This is a genomic window from Pseudaquabacterium inlustre (assembly GCF_038066595.1).
GTDB classification, from domain to species: domain Bacteria; phylum Pseudomonadota; class Gammaproteobacteria; order Burkholderiales; family Burkholderiaceae_C; genus Pseudaquabacterium; species Pseudaquabacterium inlustre.
In genome coordinates this window covers 103,869-127,038 of the sequence record NZ_JBBUTH010000011.1, presented here as the reverse complement: position 1 = coordinate 127,038, position 23,170 = coordinate 103,869, and the positions used below count along the sequence as shown (strand labels likewise).

The window sequence follows — 23,170 nt, the reverse complement described above, 5'->3', positions numbered from 1 at the left end:
GTGTGACGCGCCAGCGCGACTCAGCCGCGCAGCAGGTCCATCATCGCCTGCGCATCGATCACGGCGCCCACATCGTCGTTGCCTTCCAGCAGGCCGTCGGCCAGTGCGCGCTTGTCGTGGTGCAGGGCCACGATGCGCTCTTCCACCGAGCCGGCCAGCACCAGGCGGTACACCGTGACCGGCCGCTGCTGGCCCATGCGGTGGGCGCGGCCGGTGGCCTGGTCTTCGGCGGCCGGGTTCCACCACGGGTCGGCAATGATCACGTAGTCGGCCGCGGTCAGGTTCAGGCCGAAGCCGCCGGCCTTCAGGCTGATCAGGAACACCGCACCCTCGCCGCGCTGGAAGGCGGCCACACGCTGTGCCCGCTGCGGCGCCGGGGTGCTGCCATCCAGGCGCTGGAAGGGCACGCCGGCGGCGGTCAGGCGCTCGCCGATGCGGTCGAGAAAATCGGTGAACTGGCTGAACAGCAGGGCCTGGTGGCGGCCCTCCACCAGCTCCAGCACCAGCGATTCGATGGCCTGCAGCTTGGCGCCGCCCTGCTGCAGGCCTTCGTCCGCCAGCTCGGGCAGCACCAGGCGCGGATCGCACGCGGCGCGGCGCAGGCGGGTGAGTTCGGCCAGCACCTGCACGGCGGCGTGGCCGGCACTCTTGGCGGCCTGGCTGACGCGGTCCACCGCGTCGCGCCGCAGCGCCTCGGTGAGCGCGCGCTCGGCATCGCCGGCCTCGATGCGGTGGACGATCTCGGTGCGCGGCGGCAGGTCGTCGAGTACCTGCGCCTTGGTGCGGCGCAGGATGAAGGGCGCCACCAGGCGCTTCAGGCGCGCCTGGGCCGCGGCATCGCGCTGGCGCTCGATCAGGTTGGCAAAGCGCTCGGTGAAACGCTGCGCCGTGCCCAGCAGGCCCGGGTTCAGCAGGTTCATCAGCGACCACAGGTCGGCCAGGCGGTTCTCCACCGGCGTGCCGCTGAGTGCCAGGCGCGCGCCGGCCTGCAGCTCGGCCACGGCTTTCGCGCGTTGGGTGGCGGCGTTCTTCAGCGCCTGGGCTTCATCGAGCACCAGCGTGCCCCAGGCGGTGGGCGTGAAGGCCTCGATGTCGCGCAGCAGCAGGCCGTAGCTGGTGAGCACCACGTCGCCGGGCGCCAGATCGGTGAGCGCCGCCTCGCGCTCGGTGGCGTGGTCGCGCACGCGCAGGCCGGGCGCGAAGCGCGCGGCCTCGGCGGCCCAGTTGGCCACCACCGAGGTGGGCGCCACCACCAGCGCCGGACCTTCATCGAGACGGTGCAGCAGCAGCGCCAGCGTCTGCAGCGTCTTGCCCAGGCCCATGTCGTCGGCCAGCACCACGCCAAAGCCCGCCGCCGTGCGCCGCACCAGCCAGGTGAAGCCATCGGCCTGGTAGGGCCGCAGCGACGCATGCAGCGCCGGCGGCACCGCGGGCGTCAGCGCGGCGGCAGCGTTGAGTGCCTGCACGCGCTGCTGCCAGGCGCGGTCGCCCGCCGGCGCGCTGCCGTCGTCGGCGGCCAGCGCATCGGCCAGCCAGCCGGCGGCGGCGGCGGGCAGTTGCACGCCACCGTCGTCATCGCCCTTGCGGCCCTTGCCCGTCTTGGCAGCCGGCGCCGCATCGGCCAGCGCCGCCAGGTCGGCCAGCTGCTGGCGCAGGCGGTCGGTCAGTGCCAGCCAGGCGTTCTCGGCCAGCGGCAGGTAGCGGCTGCCGCGCGATTCGTTCACCAGCGTCAGCAGCTGGCGCAGGTTGAGCACGGTGCGGTCGTCCACCTTCAGCGTGGCGTCCAGGCCCAGCCAATCGCGCCCGCCGGTCTTCACCACCGCCTGCAACTGGGGCTCGGCCGGCGCGATGACGCGCAGCGGCTGGCCCTGCGGCCATTCCAGCGCCACCACGCTCACATGGCGGCCCAGCGTCTCGATGGCCTGCAGCGCCTGCTGCGGATCGTCGATGGCCCAACCCACCAGGCCGGGCGTGGCCTGCGGGTCGTCGAGGAAGGGCAGCGCCTCGGCCAGCGCGGCCAGGTGGGCGCTTTCGGCCACCAGGTCGCGCGTGGCGGCGTATGTCTCACCGCCGTGCTGGGCCACCCAGCGCAGCCGGCCGTCGCCCGGCGGCAGCAGCGGGCCCACGTCGTCACCCAGGGCATGGAAGGGCCGCACCGCCAGCCGCACCTGCAGCGTGCCGCCGCGCGGCGTCAGCTGGGCGATCAGACGCGGCTCGGCCGCCACCGCCTGGCCGGCCGTGGCCTCGCTGTGCACGGTGAAGTGGCCGGCCAGCGCACGCAGCGCGGCCGTCAACTCGGCCTGGGCCGTGGCCGGCGCGGCCCAGGGCTGGCGCGAGAGTTCCAGCACGCGGCGGTGCGCGGCGCTCAGGCGCAGCAGGCGCGCGCGGTCGGGGCCGTCGCGCACGATGCGCACGGCGTCGCGGCGCGCCATCTCCTCGTCGTCCTTCAGGCCTTCCCAGTGGTGTTCGAGATGCGGCGGCTCCTCGGCCACGCCCGCGCCGCCGCCGATCTCCAGCACCTGCAGACGGTAGGCCTCGCTGCCATCGGCGGCGCGCTCGCGGCGCATCTCCACGGTCGGCCGGCCCTCTTCCAGCTGCACCGGCTGCTCGGGCACATCGGCCAAGGCCACGTCGGGGTGGCCCACCAGGGCCACGACGGCGGACGACAGGTCCAGCCACTGCACGCGGCGGTTCCAGTCGGCCACGCGCAGGCAGCGCGCCACGGCGGCATCGCGCGGGTCGAGCCGGGTGGACTTCTTCAGCGCGCTGAGCGACACGGCCTTGGGTTTGGCGGCGGCGCCGCGCGCGCCCTTGCCGGCCGTGCGCTCGAAGGCCTGCAGGTCGTGCGGACGGCCCACGGCATCCAGCGTGATCCGCCAGTGCAGCGGCGCGGCCACGCCGGTGGCGGTGGCGTCGGCCGGCATGTCGAGCGCGGCAATCGCCGCAAGCGCCTCGCGCCAGGGCTCCACCGGCGGCGGGTAGAACGGCACCGTCCAGGCGGCGGGCGCAGTGCTGCCGGCCGGCGCGGCATCGCGCGCCGGCACCGGCCAGCCCAGGCGCGTGCAGGCCTGGCCCAGCAGATCGGCCAGCCACCACTCGCCCTGGCGCTGCAGGCTGCTGCTGACGGCCTGCACGCGCGCCGCATCCCAGCCTTCCGGCGTGTGGCCCAGCCAGGCGGCCAGCACCAGGCGCATGGCGTCGTCGTCGGCCACCAGGCGGCCGCCCCAGCGCGGGTTGGGCGCATCGAAGGCCAGCGGGCTGATGCGCTCGTCGCCCAGGCGCACGGCCGCGGCATGGGCGATGCGGCCCCAGCCCTCCACCGGCGCCGGCGTGCGGCTGCCCGATTCGGCCAGCGCCAGCTTGCGTGCCGCCGTCCAGGCCTCCACCTGGCCCTGGGCCAGCCAGGCCAGTGCCACCCAGCGCAGCAGCCGGTCCGGCACCAGGCGGTTGCGCTTGCCCACCAGCTTGGCCAGGGCTTTGAGCTGCTCGGTGGCCGCGGCCGTGCCGTCCGCCCAACGCCCCGCCTGCACGGCCATCAGCGCATCGAACAGGGCGCGCACCGGGGTGCCTTCGGCCAGATGATTCAGCGCGTCGCGGCAGCCCCCGGGCTGCAAGGCCAGCAGGCGCTGTTCGGCCAGGTGCAGCCACAGGCCCGGCGGCACAGGGTCCAGCGGCGCGCCGGATTCGACCAGCTGCGCATCCACCCAGTCGCGCAGCGCCGGAAAGGCCGCCATCGCGCCAGGCAGCTGCACGACCAGGCGCTCGATCAGGCCCCACAGCAGCGCAGCCGGCAGCGCGGCCAGGAACTCGGCGTCGAAGGGCTCGGCCAGCGCCAGCAGCAAGGCCTCGGGCGTGATGGCACGGTTCAGCGGGCCGTGCAGCAGGCGGTTGAACTCATCGGGGCCGGGCCGCGCCAGCAGCGCCAGGCGCGTGACGGCCTCGCCATCGTCCGGCGTGCGCAGCGTCACCCAGGCAGGCTCGCGCCCCAGCGTGCCGATGCCGCCGCCGGTGGCCCAGGCCCAGGCCAGCCAGAACTGCGCGGCCTGGGGATGGCGCCACAGCGCCGGCCAGCGCTGCTGGCGCGCCACCGGGTCCGCGCGCCAGCCGATGCCGTCCACCACATGGGCCTCGCCCCGCGCGGTGAGCTGCTGGCAGGCCTGCGTGACGTCGTCGGGCGACATCGCGCGGCTGCCGCCGGCATGGCGCCACTCCATCGCGCGCAGGAACTGCATCAGCCAGGTCTTGCCGCGCGGCGCACCGGCCAGGCACAGCGCGTCGAGCACGGTGGCGCGGTCGATCGCGGCGGCGGCGTCGGCCGTCATCTGGCCCGAGCCGCCGAACAGGTCCGGCCCGGGGGGCGGGGGCACAGCCATCGCGGCGCGGCGGCCGCGCGTCAGGCGGCCAGCAGGCCGCTGAACAGCGGATCGGCCTTGCTGCGCGGCCGGTAGCTGGACACCTTCTGCGCGATGGCCGCGATGTGCTCGGGCGTGGTGCCGCAGCAGCCGCCAACGATGTTGACGAAACCGGCCTGGGCGAACTCGGCCAGCATGCCGGCGGTGACGGTCGGCGTCTCGTCAAAGCCGGTGTCGCTCATCGGGTTGGGCAGGCCGGCGTTCGGGTAGCAGCTGATGAAGGTGTCACCGGCCACCTTGCTCAGCTCCTCGATATAGGGCCGCATCACGGCGGCGCCCAGCGCGCAGTTCAGGCCCACGGCCAGCGGGCGGGCGTGGCGCACGCTGTGCCAGAAGGCCGGCACGGTCTGGCCGCTGAGGATGCGGCCCGAGGCGTCCGTCACCGTGCCGCTGATGATCACCGGCAGGCGCTCGCCGGTCTCGTCCATCAGCTCGTCCAGCGCGAACAGCGCGGCCTTGGCGTTCAGCGTGTCGAAGATGGTTTCCACCAGGAACAGGTCGCAGCCGCCTTCCAGCAGCCCCTCGGCCTGCTCGCGGTAGGCGGCGCGCAACTCGTCGAAGCTGACGTTGCGCGCGCCGGGGTCGTTGACATCGGGGCTGATGCTGGCGGTGCGCGGCGTGGGGCCCAGCGCGCCGGCCACGTAGCGCGGCTTGTCCGGGGTGCTGTGCTTGTCGCAGGCGGCGCGCGCCAGGCGGGCGGCGGCCACGTTCATCTCGCGCGCCAGGTGGCCCAGGCCGTAGTCTTCCTGGGCGATGCTCGTGGTGCCGAAGGTGTTGGTCTCGATCAGGTCGGCACCGGCGGCCAGGTACTGCTCGTGGATCTCGGCGATCACGTCCGGGCGGGTCAGCACCAGCAGGTCGTTGTTGCCCTTCAGGTCCTTGGCGTGGTCGGCAAAGCGCTCGCCGCGGAAATCGGCCTCGCCCAGCTTGTAGCGCTGGATCATGGTGCCCATGGCGCCGTCGATGATGACGATGCGCTGCTTCAGCGTTTCGGGCAGCGCGGCGGCGCGGGTGTAGGGGCGGGGAACGAAGCTCATGGGCCCGATTGTAGGAAGCCGGCCCTGGCCCTTGCTCGGGCCACGCCGATCAGGGCCGTGTGAAGCCGATGCCGCGCCGCTGCCGCACCTCGGGCTTGACCCGGTGCTCGGCCTCCAGCTGGGACAGGAACTCGTCGGCGTCCAGCGTGGCGGCCAGCACCTCGGCCTGGCGGCGCACGGCGGCGAAGTCGCCCGGCGTCAGAACCTCCAGCGCCGCCAGCCGGGCGCGCTGGTCGCCGCTCAGCGCCGTGGCCTCGCCCCCCAGCGCCTCGGCCACGAACATGCGCTCGCGCTGCGCCGCGTCCAGCGGCAGGAAGCGGATCTTGAAGCTGAAGCGCCGCAGCGCCGCCTCGTCGAGCTGGTCGAACAGGTTGGTGGTGGCGATGAAGATGCCGGCAAAGCGCTCCATGCCGGCCAGCATCTGGTTGACCTCGGTGACTTCGTAGCTGCGCTCGGCGCGCTGGCGGCTGCGCAGGAAGCTGTCGGCCTCGTCCAGCAGCAGCACGGCCTGCTCGGCTTCGGCCTCGGCGAACATGCGGGCCATGGCTGCTTCAGTCTCGCCGACGAACTTGCTCATCAGGTCGGACGCCAGGCGCACCATCAGCGGGCGGCCCAGGCGCTCGGCGATGTGCTCGGCCAGCGCCGTCTTGCCGGTGCCGGGTGCGCCATGCAGGCACAGCGTGCCGTGGCCGCGCAGGCGCAGGGCGTCGACGATGCGCGCCACCTCGTAGCGGCATTCCAGGTTCAGCAGCGACAGGTCATAGCGCGTCACCACCGGCCGTGCGCGGCGCGCGGCGTCGATGCCCAGCGCGCGGTCGGCCTGGGCCAGCTGGCGCTCGATCAGGGCTTCCAGGCCCTGCCCAGGGGCGCCGCCCGCAGCCTCGTCCAGCGCCGCCAGCCGGGCAAAGCGCACGGCGGTGCGGATCTGCGCGGGGGTGAGCGCGCGGCGTTCGGTCAGGCGCGCCACCAGCGCGTCGCTGACCCGCGCGCCATCCAGCGCACGGCGCACCAGCGCATCGCGCGCGCCGGGCGGCGGGCTCTTGAGCTCCAGGTGGTACTGGAAGCGGCGGCGGAAGGCCGGGTCGATCTGCTCGATGCGGTTGGTGATCCAGATCACCGGCACCGGGTTGGTCTCGAGCACCTGGTTGACCCAGGCCTTGCCCGACACGCTGGCCGACGGCCCCTCGCCGCCAAAGCCGCCACTGGCGTCGAAGCGGGCCATGAACTGCGCGGCATCGGCGGCCAGCGGCGGGAACACGTCCTCCACCTCGTCGAACAGCAGGGCCACGCCGGGGCTGCCATCGCGCAGGGCAGATTCGGCGCCGCGCCGGTCGCCGGCCAGCACCACCTGGCTGACCTGCAGCGAGCGGTAGCGGTCGCGGCCGCTCAGCGCATGGCCGTCGCGGTCGGCGTACTCCACCTCGTACAGCGCCAGGCCGGCAGCCTGGGCGGCCACCTTGGCCAGTTCGGTCTTGCCGGTGCCGGGCGGGCCGTACATCAGCACGTTGACGCCGGCCACGCCCTGGGCCGCGGCATTGGCCAGCAGCCGGGTGAGCACCTGCACATCGTCGGCCACGTAGGCGAAGTCGGCCGGCGTCAGCGTGCTGCGCGTGGCCGGGCGGGTGAACACCGCCATCAGTTCCTCGGGGCCCTGGTACTCGCGCATCAGCACCGGTGGCAGCTGGTCGCTGACCTTCATCAGGTCGGCCAGGTCGGTGATGTTGTGCTCGGAGATCAGGTTCTCGACCATGCCGATGCGCTCGAGCCGGCTGCCGGCGCGCAGCGCCTCGGCCACCTCGCGCTGATCGACCCCCGCCACCGCGGCGATGGCCGCATAGGCCTCGTGCGCATTGCTGACCTTGAACTCCACCAGCAGGCCGCGCAGTTCACGCTGGTAGCGCGCCAGCGTGCCGTACAGCAGCACCGCGCGCTCGGCGGCGTTGAGCTGCAGCAGCTGCGCCAGTGCGTCGATGTTGCGCTGCACCTGGGTGTGCTGCTTCTTCAGGTCACGCGCCAGCCAATCGCAGCTGGCGGCCAGCACGGCGGCAAAGTCCTTCGGTGCGTCCTTCAGGTACTCGTCGAGGTAGAAGAACAGCGTGCCTTCCTCGTACGGCCCGCGCCAGGGGCCGTGGCGGCGGATGAAGGCGGCGTCATCGAGCGCCTGGTGGCCGCGCCACAGCGCATGGCCCTCGCAGCGCCGCGCCAGGTAGGCGCGCAGCCGGCCCAGCACCGCCGGCGGCCAGGCCAGGTGGCGGCCCACCAGCGTGAGCAGGCTGGCGCCGTCGCGCCGCAGGTTGAACTGGCCGCCATGGCGCACGGTGAGCGCCAACACGAAATGCGCGCACAGCCGGTCGAGCACCGGCGATTCCGCCATGCCGGGCGACAGGATCCACTGCGACGATGCACCGTGCCCTCGGGCCACATCCATCTCCCGGCCAGACCGGGGAGGTGTGTGCCGTGCGCCCCGCCGCAACACGGCGCCAAGCGGCACCGGGCGGGGGCATCTTGGCCCAGGCCGGCGCCGAGGGCAAGCCGGGGCCCGGCGTGTCAGCCGCTCAGTGCACCACCACCGGATGCTGGGCCAGCGTGGTGAAGCTGCCGATGTAGGCGTCCAGCGCCTCGGCGTCGGGGCCGGCCTCGACCAGGGCCTGCACGCCCTGCTGGAACGACGCGGCCACGGCACCCTGGATGAAGATCTCCTTGCGCGCCTGCTTGTCGACGATCTCGTAGCCGCCCAGGCGCGGCGCGGCCGGCACCTTGGCCTGCTCGACCACCGGCGGGCTGGCCTCGGCTTCGGCGCCGGCCGGCGCGGCTGCCTCGGCCGCGTCGTTGCCGATCGTCAGCTGCGTGCCGGCGGTCAGGTCGAAGGCCACGACGACGAAATGATCCGAGTTGTAGAGCATCTGCATGGTGTGGAACTCCTTTGCTGCGCACATGGCGCCGTTGGCCCCACTTTCAAGCCAGCGCCCGGCCCGCGCCACCCGCCTGAACCGGGGGGGCACCCCCCGCAGGCGCCGCGCCGCGGCAGGACATCACGGCGGCGGGGACGGCTCGGCGGCCAGCAGCAGGTCCAGCACCTGGCCGTTGCGCAGCAGCGTGTAGCGCAGCCGCGCCGGCCAGTGGCCGCGCGCCGGGTCCAGCCAGGCCTCCACGCGCAGGCCCTCGGGGCGTTCGGGCTCGCGGCGCCAGCGCGCCAGCGCCAGCGGGCCCAGCGGCGTGTCCACCGTCTCGCTGCCCTCGGCCCGCCAGCGCCACAGCTCGGCCCAACCGCGCGCATCGGCCACGAACACGCGCAACTCGCCGGCGGCCGCGGTGTCGGGCGCCGCCGCGACGATGGCCGCCAGCTGGGCCACGGCGCTCAGCCGGTCCTGCGTGCCCGGCAGCAGCGGGTAGTCGATGCGCGGGCCCGAGAAGCCGATGCGCCCGGTGTCGCGGCGGAAGTTGGCGGCGCGCCAGCCGCGACCGCGGCGCCGGTCGGTGAAGCGATCGGGCGCGAAGCCGGCGCTGTCGAAGCCGCCGGTGCTCAGTTGCTCGATCAGCGGCCGGCCGCCGGCCTGGGCGTCCAGCGCCAGCGTGTAGCGCTGGCCGTCGTGGCGCAGCAGCAGGCGCGCCTCGCCCACCTGCGGCGATGGGGGCGCCAGAGAGGCCGCCGCGCCGCCCGGCGTGCTGAGCACACGGTAGCGCAGCAGCGCCGGCAGCGGGATGCGCGTGGCGTACACCGGCGGCGGCGCGCCCTCGGCCGGCGGAGGCGGCGCGCCCAGTTCGGCCTCGGGATCCACATCGGCGGCCGCTTGCGAGGCGGGCGCCGCCGGGCGCAGCGGCAGCGTGGCGGCCACCGCCTCGCCCGGCACGGCGGTGTCGGCCGGCGCGGCGCCGGGGGCATCACCCAGGGGCTGCGGTGCGGGCACTGGCTGCGCGGTGGCCACGGCCGGTGCGGCGGGTTCGGCGGGCAGGGTCGGCGTGGCAGGCGCCGGGGGCTGGCCCGGCGCGCCGGGGGCCACGGCCGGCGGTGGCACCAGCAGCATCGGCCGCGGCGACGGGCCATGCCCGCTGCCGACCTGGCGTGCACCGGGCGCCCACCACGCGATCAGCAGCGCATGCACCGCCAGCACCGCGACGGCCAGGCCCGCCAACCGCCGCCCGGGCTGGGGTGCGGCGGCGTGGCGCATGGGCGATGGCGAAGGCCGGGACATCGGACAATGGTGCCAAATTCCCAGGGACCGGCGGGCCGCGCCCGCGGCCGCCGTTCCCCCGACAGCCCCCACGATGAAACTCGCCACCTACAAGGACGGCTCGCGCGACGGCCAGCTGGTCGTCGTCTCGCGCGACCTGAGCACCGCGCACTTCGCCAACGGCATCGCCGGCCGGCTGCAGCTGGTGCTGGACGACTGGAACTTCCTGTCGCCACAGCTGCAGGACCTGTACACCACGCTGAACCAGGGCAAGGCGCGCCACGCCTTCGCGTTCGAGCCGGCCAAGTGCATGGCGCCGCTGCCGCGCGCCTACGGCTGGCTGCAGGCCGAGGCCTGGCCCACGCTGGCGCAGCGGGTGCAGGGCGCCGAGGCGCCGGCCGAGCCCGTGCTGCTGCAGGGTGCCAGCGACGACTTCCTGGGCCCCTGCGACGACGCCTGGTTCGGCTCGGCCGCCTGGCAGATCGACTTCGGCGCCGGCCTGGCGGCCATCACCGGCGACGTGGGCATGGGCGCCAGCGCCGAGCAGGGCCTGGACGGCGTGCGCCTGCTGATGCTGGCCAACCTGTGGCGGCTGCGCGGCCTGGCGCCGCTGGCCCATGCGCTGCCGGCCGCAGCCTTCGCCCCGGTGGCCGTGACGCCCGATGAACTGGGCGAGGCCTGGGCCGGCGGCCGGGTGCAGCTGCCGCTGTCGGTCACCGCGGCCGGGCGCAAGCTGGGTGTGTGCGAGGCCGGCGCCGGCATGGCCTGGCACTTCGGCCAGCTGATCGCCCAGGCCGCCAAGACGCGCAACCTGCGCGCCGGCTGCGTGCTGGGCGCCGGCCCGCTGAGCGACCCCGACACCCGCCACGGCGTGGCCTGCCTGGCCGAGAAGCGCGCGCTGGAAGCCACCCAGCACGGCGAGCCGCGCAGCCCCTGGCTGCAGCTGGGCGACACCGTGAAGCTGGAGATGAAGGGCCGCGACGGCGAGACCGTGTTCGGCCCGCTGGCCCAGCGCGTGACCGGGCCGGGCATGGCCGCCGAGGAGCGCGACGCCGATGCTGGCACCGACTCCGTCGAGGCTGGCGACGCCGCCCCAGCCGGCGTCCCGTCGACCGACTCAGCCCCGGGCGCCGACGCCTGAACCGTCAGCCCCGCGCGCGACGGCGGCTGAGCATCAGCCCGCCGAGCGCGGCGGCCACCAGGCCCAGCGCGCCGGGCTCGGGCACGGCGCCCGGCGAGTAGGCGGTGAGCACGCGCACATAGTCGCCGGGTGTGCTGGCGGTGGTGTCGAACAGGATCTGGCGCGCGCCGCTGATCGTCACCGAGTCACCGGCCTCCAACCCGCGCAGGGCGGGGTTGAGGTAGTTGACGCCCGTGTTGGCCAGGAAGTCGCTGGCCTGCAGGTTGGCGGTGCCGAAGATGATGGCCACCACATCGCTGTCGAAGTCGACCGTGCCTTTGATGCTGCCCTGGCGCGGATCGAAGAAGATGTAGTGGCTGGCCACCGTGGTGCCCGCGACGAGTGTGGTCGAGCCCGAGGCCACCGTATCCACGGTCAGTGGCGCGGACAGCACGATGTTCTGGTCTTCGTCGAAACCGTAGAGGTTCGGCGTCTGGAAGGTGTCGTTGCCCACGGTGTTGATCGGCGACGACGTGGTGAACGGCACGGACAGCTTCACGAACGTGGCGCCTGCGCCGCCGGTGATCACCGTGCCACTGACGATGGTGGCTGCAGCCGGCAGCGCCACGCCCAGCGCGGCCCGCCATCCCACGCTTCGCCGTCGCGCCCCCCCTGGCCCGGGGGCCCGGTCAGTCGAGGTGCCGCGCCAGGAACGCTGCCATGCGCCGCGCGAAGTCGTAGCGGTTCTCGGGCTTGAGCCAGCCGTGGCCCTCGTCGGGGTAGACGATCCACTCGGGCTCGGGCTTGCCGGCGCGGCGCAGCGCGTCGACGAAGGCCTCGCCCTGGGCCAGCGGCACGCGGTGGTCCTTCGCGCCGTAGGCCATCAGCAGCGGGATCTGCCAGCGCGCGGCGTGCAGCACCGGCGTGGCCTCGTCGAGCAGGGCCGCATCGGCCACCGGGTCGCCCACCAGTTGTGGCCAGTTGTAGCGGCGCACCTCGTCGCTGAAGTCCTGCCAGGCGTCCCAGCGGTTCATCAGCGCGCGCGGGTCGGTCACGCCAACCCATGAGACGCTGCAGCGGAACACGCCGGGATGCCGCAGCGGCGCCATCAGCGCGGCATAACCGCCGTAGCTGGCGCCAGCGATGCACACGCGCTTCGGGTCGACATGGCCCTGGCCCACCGCCCAGTTCAGCGCGTCGACCAGGTCGTCCTGCATGGCACGGCCCCACTGCTTGCGCCCGGCCTCGAACCAGCGCGCACCGTAGCCGGTGCTGCCGCGGTACTCGGGTGCCAGCACCACGTAGCCGCGCGACGCGAGGAATTGCGCATCCTCGTCCCAGGCCCAGCGTCCGCCACGCACCCAGGGCCCGCCATGCACCCACACCACGGCCGGCCGCGGCCGCCGATCCCGGGCCGCGCCGGCGGGCAGCGTCAGCCACAGCGGCATCTGCAGTCCGTCGCGGGTGGGCACACGGTGGAAGTCCAGGGTGGCCATGCGGCGCGGATCGACGTCCTTGCGCACCGGCCCCAGCGGTTGCCAGCGCCCCTCGCTGCGGCGCGGACGCAGCAGCCACAGCTCGCCCGGGTGCTGGTCGGACCAGGACCGCACCAGCACCACCGGGTCGTCGCTGTCGCAGCGCCGGCATTGCAGCCGGTTGACGCGGCCGCGCAGCAACTCGTCGGCCTCGATCTGCCAGGAAGCCAGGCCGGCATGGAACCAGCGCGTGACCTCGGCGTCGGTCTCGGTGCGCACGCCCAGCACGGTGCCGCTGTCGGCCGCGGTGATCAGCCGGCCGTCGAAATCGAAGCCGGGCGCGCGCACCAGCGCCTCGGGCTCCGGCCTGCCGGCAGCGAAGTCGAAGCGGTGCAGGGCCACGCTGCCGTCGGCGCCGCCCGGCACGGTGACGTACAGCACGCCCTGCCCGTCCACCGAATGTGGCCGCCAGCCCACGCGCGTGCTGGGCCGGCGCGCAATCTCGCGCCAGGCCGTGTCGCCCGGCCCGCGCCAGTGCACGATGGACTGGCCGCCCTGCGCCGACAGGCCGACGCGCGGCTCGCCGCGGGGATCGAAGACCCAGTCGGTCACGCGGTCCGGCATGCCCTGGGCGAGCGAGCGCGTGGTCTGCGTGGCCACGTTCAGGCGCAGCGGCACCACCTCGCGCAGCTCGCCGTGGCCATCCCAGACCATGCGGCCGACGACCACCTCGTCCGTGCTGCCGTGCGGCACGGCCAGCAGCTCGTGGTACGGCTCCAGCGGCTGCCGCCCCATCGCCGGGCGGGCCACCAGGAAGTCCCAGCGGGTGCGCACCAGCATGCGCGTGTCCTGGCCATCGGCCTGCACGCTGAACAGGCCTTCCCAGCCGCCCTGCGCGCCCGAGCCGCGGTTCAGGTCGATCAGCTGGTAGACCAGGCGCTCGTCGCCCAGCCAGTGGAAGTTGCGCACATCGGCATCGGACAGCGCGGCCACCACGGTGGGGGCGCCCTGGCCATCCACCGGCAGCACCGCCAGCGCACGCCGGCCCTGCACGTTGACGATGGCGCCGAGCCGGCGGCCCGAGGGCGACAGCGCCACGTCGCCCAGCTCGGCATGGCGGTAGAACACCTCCACCGGCAGCGGCGCCGCGGCATTGGCGGTGGTGGTGGCTGTGGTGGCCGCCGGCTGGGCACGCAAGCCCCCGCCGTGCAGGGCCAGACAGGCCGCCAGCAGCCAGCCGGCCCGCCGCGCAATGCCCGCGGCAGGTGTGGCGCGCGCGGGGCACGCAACGGCATTCGACATCCTGGCAGACCTCCCTGACCGGCTGCCGCGCCGGCCTGCCTGGCCGGGCCTGGCGCCGCCCTTGTGTGATGGGCGGGGATGATGCCCGAGGCCGGGCGCGCCACCGGACGCGCCACCGGGCAGGCTGTGGCATCGTTGGCCCCCGGATTCCCCTCTGTTGCCGATGACCGAATTCCCCCGCTCCCTGAAGCACGTCACCGTCTGGCTGGTGCTGGGCACGGCGGTGTTCCTCGGCGTGCAGGCCTGGCAGGCGCAGCAGCAGGCCAGCCAGGTGCGCATCGATGGCCGCAGCATCGAGCTGCGGCGCGGCGCGGACGGCCACTTCCACTGGACCGGCTCGGTCAACGGCCAGGCGGTGCAGTTCCTGGTCGACACCGGCGCCACGCGCACCGCGCTGCCGCTGGCGCTGGCCGAGCGCCTGGGCCTGCAGCCCGAGGCGCGCGTGAGCAGCGCCACCGCCGGGGGCGTGGTGCAGGGCTGGCAGACCCGCGCCGACCTGGTGCTGGACGGCGGCGTGCGCGCCGAGCGCCTGCCGGTCACCGTGCTGCCGCAGCTGGGCGCGCCGCTGCTGGGCATGGACGTGCTGTCCAAGCTGCACTTCACGCAGACCGACGGCGTGCTGCGGCTGTCACGCCCCTGAGCACACCGCGCCCCCACGACCTCGCCGCTGCGGCCACCGCCGGGATGCCGGCGCGCAAGCCCGCGGTCCATCCGCCGGGCTACCATGCACCCAAACCCCAGCCACGGAGACGCGCATGACCGATCCCCTGTCGTTCACCAAGATGGTTCCCGGCTTCGACTTCCTGCAGGGCCTGGTGAAGAACGCCGGCGCCGCCCTGCCCAATGTGGGCCACTGGATCGCGCCCACGCTCGACCCCGAGGAGCTGGAAAAGCGCATCGAGGAACTGCGCACCGTGCAGTTCTGGCTGGAGCAGAACGCGCGCATGCTGGGCGCCACCATCCAGGCGCTGGAGGTGCAGCGCATGACGCTGTCGACGCTGAAGACGATGAACGTCTCGCTGGGCGACCTGACCGAATCGCTGAAGATCCGCACGCCCGACACCGCGGCGGCGCCCCCCGCCCCGGCCCCCCGCCCGCGCGCCGCCGCGCCGGCCCCCGAGCCCGAACCGCAGGCCGAAGCCGAGGCGCCCGCCGCGGCGCCGGCGGTGCCGCCCGGCGTGATCGACCCGATGCAGTGGTGGGGCGCGCTGACCAAGCAGTTCACCGACCTGGCCGCCTCGGCCATGAACGAGACCGCCACCGATGCCGCCAAGAACCTGGCCGGCGCGATGGTCAAGCAAAGCTTCGACGCCGCTGGCGAGACGCTGAAGAAGGCCGCCGCCATGCCCGGCACCATGGTCAAGACCGCCGCCAGCGTGGCGCAGAAGGCGGCCTCGGTGGCCGGCACGGTGGCCGGCGCCGCCACGGCCCCGGCCAAGGCCGTGCGCCAGAGCGCCGCGGCCCCCCGCGCCAAGCCCACGGCGGCCAAGAAGGCGGCTGCACCCCGCCAGGCCGCCACCAAGCGCAGCCCGCGCTGAGGCCGCCGCCACAGCCACCCCAACCACCCGGCTCACCCCGGCCCGCGCCATGCAAGCCGCCATCACCGCCCACGCCACGCACCCTGACGCGCGCATGGCCCTGGCGCTGGCCGCCGCGCAGGCCGATGCGCAGCGCGCCGCGCGGCCTGGCGGCTTCACGCCCACGCTGGGCCTGCTGTACCTGAGCGACCGCTACGCCGCACAGGCCGAGGCCCTGCTCGACGATGCCCGCGGGCGCTGGCCCGGCGTGCACTGGGCCGGCGGCGTGGGCGTGGGCGTGATGGCCAGCGGCGTGGAGTACTTCGACGAGCCGGCCCTGGTGCTGATGCTGCTGGACCTGCCGGCCGCGCAGTTCAGCCTGTTCAACGGCCGCCAGCCACTCGATGCGGCCCGCGCCGACACGGCCCTGGTGCATGCCGATCCGGCCACCCCCGAGCTGGAGGAGCTGATCACCGAGCTGGCCGAGCGCACCGGCGCCGGCTACCTGTTCGGCGGCCTGGCCGCGTCACGCTCGCGCAACCTGCACATCGCCGACGGCGTGTTCGAGGGCGGGCTGTCGGGCGTGGCCTTTGCCGCCGGGGTGCCGCTGCTGTCGCGCGTCACCCAGGGCTGCCAGCCGGCCGGGCCGACGCGGCGCGTCACCGCGGCCGAGCGCAACCTGGTGCTGGCGCTGGACGGCCAGCCGGCGCTGCCGCTGCTGCTGGCCGACCTGGGCGTCGACCTCGAACATCCGCAGCAGGCCATGGCCGCGCTGCGCGCCACGCTGGCCGGCCTCAGCGATGCCGACGACGCGATGCTGTCGCGCGGCGGCCAGTTCGGCGCCGACACCCGCGTGCGCCACCTGATCGGCATCGACCCGGCGCGCCAGGGCGTGGCCATCGCCGATGTGGTGCAGCCCGGCCAGCAGCTGGCCTTCTGCCGCCGCGACGTGGCCGCCGCGCGGCGCGACCTGGTGCGCATCTGCGCCGAGATCCGCGACGAGCTGGAGGCCGACGCGCCGGTGCCGGCCCTGCCCGGTGCAGCCCCCGCCACACCGCAGGGTGAGGCGCCCGGACGCCGCATAGCCGCGGCGGTCTACGTGTCGTGCTCGGGCCGCGGCGGGCCGCATTTCGGCGGGCCTTCGGCCGAGGCGCAGATCGTGCAGCACGCGCTGGGCGATGTGCCGCTGGTGGGCTTCTTCGCCGGCGGCGAGATCGCCCGCCACCATGTCTACGGCTACACCGGCGTGCTGACGGTGTTCACCGCCGACTGACCGCCGCCCGGATCAGGCCTCGCCCAGCCAGGCGGCCGCATCGGCGGCCAGATCGACCAGGCCATGCGCACGCGCCAGGGCCTCGGCCTGGCGGGCCAGCGCCCACAGCGCCGTGGCGTCGGCCCCCTGCGCCTGGCGGGCGCGCAGCAGCAGCAGCCAGGCCTCCACGCGCGGCTCGGGCAGGCCGGCCTCGCTGGCCAGCTCGGCCTGGCGCAGGGCGGCGGCCTCGGCCGCGGCTGCATCCCCCCCGGCCAGCGCCAGCTCGCCGCGCACGCGCCAGGCGCGGGTGTGCACCAGCGGATGCGGGCTGCGCGCCACGGCCGCGTCCAGGCCTTGCAGGTCGGCGGCCAGATCGGCGGCCAGATCGGTGGCGGGCGCGCCTGGCCGCAGTTGCAGCAGCACCCGCAGCAGCACGAGCTGCGACACGCGCATCGGCTCGGCGCCATGCGCCACCAGCGGCGCGGCCGCGGCCAGCGCATCGGCCGCGCTGAGGGCGCCGGCCGGGTCGGCCTCGCGCAGCAGGCTGCGCGCCAGGCGCACCAGGGCCTCGGCCTCGAAGGCGGCGCTGGCCTGGGCGCGGGCCAGCGCCAGCGACTGCTGCAGCGCCTGGCGCGCCGCGGCATGGCGGCCGGCGCTGGTGTGGATGCTGCCCAGCACCAGCAGCGACAGGGCCTCGGTGTGCGGCACGCCGCGCCAGCTGTCCAGGCTGCGGCGCACCATGGCCTCGGCCTCGTCCAGCCGGCCCAGGGCCTGCAGCATCACGGCCAGGTCGTTCTCGATGGTCAGGCCGCGGCAGTACTCGGGGTGGCGGTCGAGCAGGCGGGCCAGCGCGTCGTGCGCGGCCTGGGCCTGACCGCCGAACCAGTGGATCTGGCCCTCCCAGCTCAGCAGCGCCGGACGGCGCGGCGCGTCCTCGCGCAGCCGCGCCAGCAGGGCCCAGGCGCCGGGGATGTCGGGCTCGCGCATGGCCAGCTCGATCAGCACCTCCACCGCATCGATGCGCTCGCGCACCGGCAGCGTGGGCAGCAGGCCGCGCAGCACGCGGGCCTGCTCGCGCGCGCCGGGCAGGTCGCCCGAGAAGACGCGGTTGTCCACCAGCGCCGAGCGCACGCGGCCTTCGATCTGCAGGCGCTGCGCGGCATCGGCCACCGCCGGCAGCTGGGCCAGCAGGGCCTGCAGCGCGCGGTGGCCCTTGGCCAGGTCGTCGAACAGGTCCAGCGCCGCCAGCTCCAGCCGCGCGCGCAGGGCCTGGGCGGCGTCCACCGAGTCGTCGGCCACCTGCTGCCACAGCGCACGCGCGGCCTCGAAGCCGCCGCGCGCCTTCAGCTGCTCGGCGCCGCGGTGGCGCCAGGCCAGCGCCGTCTGCGGCTCGCCAGCGGCCTGCCAGTGCAGCGCGATGGTCAGCGCATCGGCCTCGGGCTGCTCGGCCAGCCACAGCGCGGCCTGGCGGTGCAGCGCGGCGCGCGGCGCGTCGTCCAGGTGCGCCGCCACCGACTGGCGGATCAGGTCGTGCCGGCAGGCCAGCGCGTCGCCGTCGCGGCGCAGCAGGCCGGCGTCCACGGCCTGGCGCGCGGCCTGGTCCCAGGCGGCGGCCCAGGCCGGATCGCAGCGGCCATCGGCGCCCCGCTGCGCGGCCGTGGCCGGCGGGCGCAGCGCCGCCAGCGGCAGCGGCTGCACGGCCACGGCAGCGGCTTCCACCAGGTGGCGCGCCGCAGGCGCCAGGCGGCGCAGCTGGTGCTGCAGCACCTGGTGCACGCGCTCGGGCAAGGCGGTGGCGAGGACATCGGTGGCCGCGGCCGCGTCGGCCGCATCCGCTGCATCCGCTGCATCCGCCAAGGGCAGCCCGGCCGCCACCAGCTGGCCGGCCAGGAAGGGGTTGCCGCCACTCAGCGCATGCAGCCGGGCCAGCTGCCCGGCGTCCAGCGCGCCGGCGTCCCAGCGGCCGCGGCAGGCCTCGGCCAGGGCCTCGGGCGCCAGTGGCGGCACGGCCAGGTCTTCCAGCCGCACGGCGGCACGCAGGCCATCCAGCGCCTGGGCCAGCGAGGGGCCGATCTCGTGCGGCCGCGCCGCGGCACGCCAGCGCAGGCGGCCGCCGTGGGCCAGCATCAGCAGCCAGTCGACGGTGGCGGCGTCGCACCACTGCAGGTCGTCGACCAGCAGCAGCGGCGTGATGGCCTCGAAGGCACGGATCAGCGCCTCGGCCAGGCGGGTCTGGGCGGTCAGCGCGTCCAGCGGCGGCAGGGCCTCGTCGGGCGCCAGCTCGGGCAGCACGCGGGCCAGGTCGAGCCGGTACGGGCGCAGCGGGTGGCTGCCCTGGCGCAGCGCACGCTCCAGCAGCGGGATGTGCGGGCGCAGCGCGTCCAGCAGCGGCCGGTACGGCATGGCCTGCAGGCCTTCCAGCCCCTGCAGACAGGGCGCCTGCGGCCACACCTGGCGCAGCAGCGTGGTCTTGCCCACGCCGGGCTCGCCCAGCAGCAGCAGCGCCGGGCTGGGGCTGGCACGCAGGCGGTGCAGTTGCGCGGCGCGGCCGGGCAGGCTGGCATCGGCCTGGGGGGCGGCCTGGGGGGCGGCGGCGCTGGCCGCAACGGCCGGGCTGCCGGGCGCCACCGGGCGGGCCTTGGCGCTGGCGGCCAGCCAGTCAGCCTGCAACTGCGCAGCCTGCTCGTCGCACCACTGGCCGAAGCCGCCATAGCCCGGCAGGCGCCACAGCGGCAGCCAGCGCTCGGGCTGCAGCCGGGCCAGCGCGGCCGCATCACCCTGCTGCTGGGCCTGGCGCAGCGGGTCCAGATCGGTGGGCAGGTCGAGCCGCAGGCGCGCGCGCTCGGTCTGCAAGGCGCTGTCCTGGCCCCAGTCGGCCAGCAGGCGCTTGGCGCGGTGCAGGTTGATGCGCAGGTGGTGCAGCGCATCGGCCGGCGCGGCGTCGGGCCAGAACACCAGGGCCAGGCGCTCGCGCGACATCCAGCCGGGCTGCGTGGCCAGCACCAGCAGCAGCGCGGCCGGCAGCGTCAGCGGCAGCGGCCGGGCGGGCTGGCCCGGCACCAGCCAGGCGGGGTCGTCGTGCAGCAGGCGCAGCATGGGGCCGCAGTGTCGCCCAAGCCCGGAGCCGGCCGCCGGCGTGCGCGACAGGCCGCTCAGCGCCCGCGCCGGGCCAGGCGGCGCGCCAGCAGCAGGCCGCCACCCAGCATCAGCGCCCAGCTGCCGGGCTCGGGCACGGCGGCCGCCGTGCCGTACTGGATGTGATCGACCTCGATGCCACCCGAGCTGTTGGCGATGCGGATCGAGCGGATGCCGCCGTCGAACTGCACGCCGAAGAAGCGGTCTTCGCCCGTGGTGGCGCCGAAGGAGTTGTCCGCGATGCCCGTGGCCGAGATGCTGCCCAGGCTCTGGCCATCGGCACCCACGGCGCTGAAGGTGATGGTGCCGCCGCCATCGGTCCACACCAGGCCGAAGGCCGTGGGCAGCGGGCCGGCGCCCTGGTAGGTGAAGGTGAGGCCGAAGCTGCCGGCGCCATCGAACCAGCTGACGCAACGGCCGGCGGTCTGCGGCCCGCAGGTGCCGTCGATGACGCCGTCATCGGCATCCACGGCATCGCGCGCGCCGGCAAAGCCAACGTCCAGCAGCAGGCCGCGGCTGGCGGCCAGGCTGGCATCGAGGCTGCGGTCTTCCAGCGTCTCCAGCAGGGTGGCGACCCCACCGGCGTAGAAGCCGGCCGGGACGTCGGCCGCCGAGAGGTAGGCCGTAGGGCCGAAGAACACCGGTGCGGCCGCCTGGGCAGAGGTGGCGGCCGCCATGGCCAGGGCAGCGGTGAGCAGGGCGGGGCTGCGGAAGCCGGTTGAGTTGGGGCGCATGCCGTGAGGGCCGTTCAGGCCGTGGGATTGGAATGCCACCATGCTGGCCAGCCGCCGTCTCCCCACCGTCTCAAAGGCGGCGGTGCCGGCCCCCCGTTCGTGGGGCAGCAGGGCAGCATGCGGCTGCCGCTACAGTGCGGCCATGCCCGCCCCGCGCATCCCGCCCATCGCCAACCTGCAGGCCTTCGAGGCCGTGGCGCGGCTGCGCAGCGTGAGCGGCGCGGCCGACGAGCTGGCGGTGACGCCCAGCGCGGTGAGCCACCGCATCCGCCAGCTCGAATCGCAGCTGGGCCGGCGGCTGTTCGCGCGCAGCGACTACAGCCTCAGCCCCGACGGCGCGGCCTACCTGGCCCAGGTGCGCGTGGGCCTGCAGGCGCTGGCCCAATTGCCCGGCCGCGAGGCGCCGGCCCCGGCGGTGGCGCGGCTGCGCCTGGCGGTGACGCCCACCTTCTCGCGCCAGATCCTGCTGCCGCGCCTGGCCGCCTTCCGCCATGCCTACCCCGAGGTGGACCTGGTGATGCAGGTGGCCATTCCGCTGGCCGACATGAAGGCCGAGGAGGCCGACCTGGAGATCCGCTTCGGCACCGGGCCCTACAGCGGCGTGGAGCAGGTGCGCATCCTCAGCGACCAGGTCACGCCCGTGTGCAGCCCGGCCTACGAGGCCGAGGTGGGCCCGTTCGACGGCCACTTCGAGACCGCCGACGATGTGGCGCGCGTGCGCCTGATCCGCAGCCCGCTGGTGCCCTGGGGCCCGTGGTTCCAGGCCTGCGGCATCGCGCTGCCCGAGCCGCGCGAAGGCGCGCAGTTCAACGACGTGGGCCTGATGCTGGACGCCGCGGCCGCCGGCTTCGGCGTGGCGCTGACGCGCCTGAAACTGGCCGCCGACTGGCTGGACAGCGGCCGCCTGGTGCGCCTGTCGCCCCGGGCGGTGGACTCGCCCTTCCACCACTGGCTGTGCTGGAAGCCCGGCACGCTGGCGCGCTGGGAGTGCCAGGCCTTTGCCGACTGGCTGACACGGGCGCTGGCCGGCAGCTGAACAGCGGCTGAACGCGTGAAAAAGCTTCACGCCGCACCGGCCCAGATTTCACGCCCCGACATGGGGCTGCCACGCACCATCTCGCCCCGGCGCGGCCGGATTTGACCCCGCCCCCCTGCCGCACGGGCAGGGCGGGCACCACGGTGCGCCGCGGGCCGGCCGTGGTGGTGTGTCGTCTCGCTCCATTCCAACCGATTTGCGAGGAGACACGGCCATGATCTGGCAGCAGGTGTACGACCCCTTCCACAACATGTGGATCTCGACCGCGCTGGCGGCCATCCCCGTGGTGGTGATGCTGGTGGCGCTGGGCTTTCTGCATATCAAGGCGCACATCGCCGCGGGCCTGGGCCTGGTGGCGGCCTTCGGCGTGGCGGTGTTCGGCTACGGCATGCCGGTGGGCCTGGCGGGCAACGCGGCCTTCTTCGGCGGCCTGACCGGCCTGCTGCCGATCGGCTGGATCGTGCTGAACATCATCTTCCTGCAGCAGCTGGCCGAAGGCAACGGCAGCTTCAAGATCCTGCAGGACTCGCTGTCGGGCATCACCGAAGACCGCCGCCTGCAGCTGCTGCTGATCGCCTTCTGCTTTGGCGCGTTCTTCGAGGGCGCGGCGGGCTTCGGCACGCCGGTGGCAGTGACCGCCGGCATCCTGATCGGCCTGGGCTTCAGCCCGCTGGCGGCCTCGGGCCTGTCACTCATCGCCAACACCGCGCCGGTGGCCTTCGGCGCGCTCGGCACGCCGGTGATCACGCTGGCCAAGGTGCATGGCTACGACCTGATGGCGGTGACGGCCATGATCGGCCGCCAGCTGCCCTTCTTCAGCCTGCTGGTGCCGTTCTGGCTGATCTGGGCCTTTGCCGGCCGCAAGGCGATGTGGGAGATCTGGCCGGCCATCCTGGTGACGGGCCTCTCCTTCGCGATCCCGCAGTACCTGGTCAGCAACTTCATCGGCCCCGAGTTGGTGGACATCATCGCGGCCCTGGTCAGCATGGTGTGCCTGGTGGGCTTCCTGAAGTTCTGGCAGCCCAAGAAGATCTGGACCTCGCCCAGCCTGAAGGGCCACGAGACCGATGGCGGCACGGCCAAGCCGGCCACGGTGATCGTCAAGCACAGCCCGCAGGCCCTGCTGCGCGCCTGGACGCCCTGGCTGATCCTGACCGTGGCGGTGTTCGTGTGGGGCCTGCCGGCGGTGAAGACGGCGCTCAACGACCTCTGGGCGCCCAAGTTCCCGATCGGCGGCCTGCACAACCTGATCGAGAAGGTGCCGCCGGTGGTGACCAAGCCGCACAAGGAAGCCGCGGTGTACGTGCTGAACGGCCTGTCGGCCACCGGCACCGGCATCCTGCTGTCGGCCATCGTCGGCGCGCTGGTGATGGGCTACAGCCTGGTGGAGATCGTGCGCACCTTCTTCCGCACGCTGTGGCTGGTGCGCACCTCGCTGCTGACCATCGTGCTGATGCTGGCACTCGGCACGCTCACGCGCTTCTCGGGCACCGACACCACGCTGGGCCTGGCCTTTGCCGGCACCGGCGTGCTGTATCCGTTCTTCGGCACGCTGATGGGCTGGATCGGGGTGGCGATGACCGGCTCGGACACGGCGTCGAACGTGCTGTTCGGGGGCATGCAGAAGGTGGCGGCCGAGCAACTGGGCTTGAGCGGCAACCTGATGGGGGCGGCCAACTCGTCGGGCGGTGTGATGGGCAAGATGATCGATGCGCAGTCGATCGTGGTGGCCTCCACCGCCACGCGCTGGTTCAACCATGAAGGCGACATCCTGCGCTATGTGTTCTTCCACTCGATCGCGCTGGCCTGTCTGGTGGGCTTGTTCGTGACGCTGCAGGCGTATGTGTGGCCGTTCACGTTGATGGTGATCCACTGACCTTCATGATGTCTTGAGCGTGCTGCTTCGCTGGTCTGGTCTTCCCATGGCTCCTTGCAGCGCGCCGGGATTTCGCCCCGGCGGGCGACCCACTTTCTTTTC

Annotated in this window: 15 protein-coding genes; 6 read left to right on the top strand and 9 right to left on the bottom strand. The window is 74.4% G+C overall.

Annotated features, from left to right (window positions below; genetic code table 11):
• Positions 1–20: 20 nt before the first annotated feature.
• From AACH10_RS23335 to AACH10_RS23315, 5 genes are all read right to left on the bottom strand, one after another.
• A complete protein-coding gene (locus AACH10_RS23335) occupies positions 21–4,373 on the bottom strand; it encodes a DEAD/DEAH box helicase (RefSeq protein ID WP_341412952.1) in 4,353 nt (1,450 codons plus the stop codon).
• Positions 4,374–4,393: 20 nt separating this feature from the next.
• Entirely contained in the window at positions 4,394–5,449 is a 1,056-nt protein-coding gene (locus tag AACH10_RS23330; protein ID WP_341412951.1) for a homocysteine S-methyltransferase family protein, read from the bottom strand.
• Positions 5,450–5,498: 49 nt separating this feature from the next.
• Entirely contained in the window at positions 5,499–7,877 is a 2,379-nt protein-coding gene (locus AACH10_RS23325) for an AAA family ATPase (RefSeq protein WP_341412950.1), read from the bottom strand.
• Positions 7,878–8,004: 127 nt separating this feature from the next.
• Positions 8,005–8,358 carry a BTH_I0359 family protein gene (locus AACH10_RS23320; RefSeq protein WP_341412949.1) on the bottom strand — a complete coding sequence of 118 codons (354 nt, stop codon included), beginning with the start codon at positions 8,356–8,358 and terminating at the stop codon, positions 8,005–8,007.
• Positions 8,359–8,481: 123 nt separating this feature from the next.
• Positions 8,482–9,618 (bottom strand): DUF3108 domain-containing protein, encoded by a 1,137-nt coding sequence (locus AACH10_RS23315; protein WP_341412948.1) that lies wholly within the window; start codon positions 9,616–9,618, stop codon positions 8,482–8,484.
• Positions 9,619–9,715: 97 nt separating this feature from the next.
• Here AACH10_RS23315 and AACH10_RS23310 point away from each other — a divergent pair, with 97 nt between their 5' ends.
• The gene (locus AACH10_RS23310; protein ID WP_341412947.1) at positions 9,716–10,762 is read left to right on the top strand and encodes a fumarylacetoacetate hydrolase family protein; all 1,047 of its coding nucleotides are present in this window, start codon (positions 9,716–9,718) and stop codon (positions 10,760–10,762) included.
• Positions 10,763–10,766: 4 nt separating this feature from the next.
• Here AACH10_RS23310 and AACH10_RS23305 read toward each other — a convergent pair whose 3' ends face one another.
• Positions 10,767–11,393, bottom strand: coding sequence for a PEP-CTERM sorting domain-containing protein (locus AACH10_RS23305; RefSeq protein WP_341412946.1), 627 nt, complete (start codon positions 11,391–11,393; stop codon positions 10,767–10,769).
• A gap of 37 nt (positions 11,394–11,430) precedes the next feature.
• Positions 11,431–13,518: a S9 family peptidase gene (locus AACH10_RS23300; RefSeq protein WP_341412945.1), complete on the bottom strand. Its 2,088-nt coding sequence runs from the start codon at positions 13,516–13,518 to the stop codon at positions 11,431–11,433.
• A 163-nt stretch (positions 13,519–13,681) separates the two neighbouring features.
• Here AACH10_RS23300 and AACH10_RS23295 point away from each other — a divergent pair, with 163 nt between their 5' ends.
• The 3 genes from AACH10_RS23295 to AACH10_RS23285 all read left to right on the top strand — a co-directional run bounded on the left by AACH10_RS23295 (position 13,682) and on the right by AACH10_RS23285 (position 16,308).
• Positions 13,682–14,158 carry a retropepsin-like aspartic protease family protein gene (locus tag AACH10_RS23295; RefSeq protein WP_341412944.1) on the top strand — a complete coding sequence of 159 codons (477 nt, stop codon included), beginning with the start codon at positions 13,682–13,684 and terminating at the stop codon, positions 14,156–14,158.
• Between the two features lie 115 nt (positions 14,159–14,273).
• Positions 14,274–15,056, top strand: a complete 783-nt coding sequence (locus tag AACH10_RS23290) for a PhaM family polyhydroxyalkanoate granule multifunctional regulatory protein (protein WP_341412943.1) — start codon at positions 14,274–14,276, stop codon at positions 15,054–15,056.
• 49 nt (positions 15,057–15,105) lie between these two features.
• Positions 15,106–16,308 (top strand): FIST signal transduction protein, encoded by a 1,203-nt coding sequence (locus AACH10_RS23285; RefSeq protein WP_341412942.1) that lies wholly within the window; start codon positions 15,106–15,108, stop codon positions 16,306–16,308.
• Positions 16,309–16,320: 12 nt separating this feature from the next.
• Here the strand turns inward: AACH10_RS23285 and AACH10_RS23280 are convergent, their stop codons facing one another.
• Positions 16,321–19,383, bottom strand: coding sequence for an AAA family ATPase (locus tag AACH10_RS23280; protein ID WP_341412941.1), 3,063 nt, complete (start codon positions 19,381–19,383; stop codon positions 16,321–16,323).
• A 56-nt stretch (positions 19,384–19,439) separates the two neighbouring features.
• On the bottom strand, positions 19,440–20,156 hold the full coding sequence (locus AACH10_RS23275) for a PEP-CTERM sorting domain-containing protein (protein WP_341412940.1): 717 nt from the start codon (positions 20,154–20,156) through the stop codon (positions 19,440–19,442).
• Positions 20,157–20,298: 142 nt separating this feature from the next.
• Here AACH10_RS23275 and AACH10_RS23270 point away from each other — a divergent pair, with 142 nt between their 5' ends.
• Both AACH10_RS23270 and AACH10_RS23265 read left to right on the top strand, forming a co-directional pair.
• Entirely contained in the window at positions 20,299–21,192 is an 894-nt protein-coding gene (locus tag AACH10_RS23270; RefSeq protein WP_341412939.1) for a LysR substrate-binding domain-containing protein, read from the top strand.
• Between the two features lie 214 nt (positions 21,193–21,406).
• Positions 21,407–23,068, top strand: a complete 1,662-nt coding sequence (locus AACH10_RS23265; protein ID WP_341412938.1) for an L-lactate permease — start codon at positions 21,407–21,409, stop codon at positions 23,066–23,068.
• Positions 23,069–23,170 lie beyond the last annotated feature (102 nt).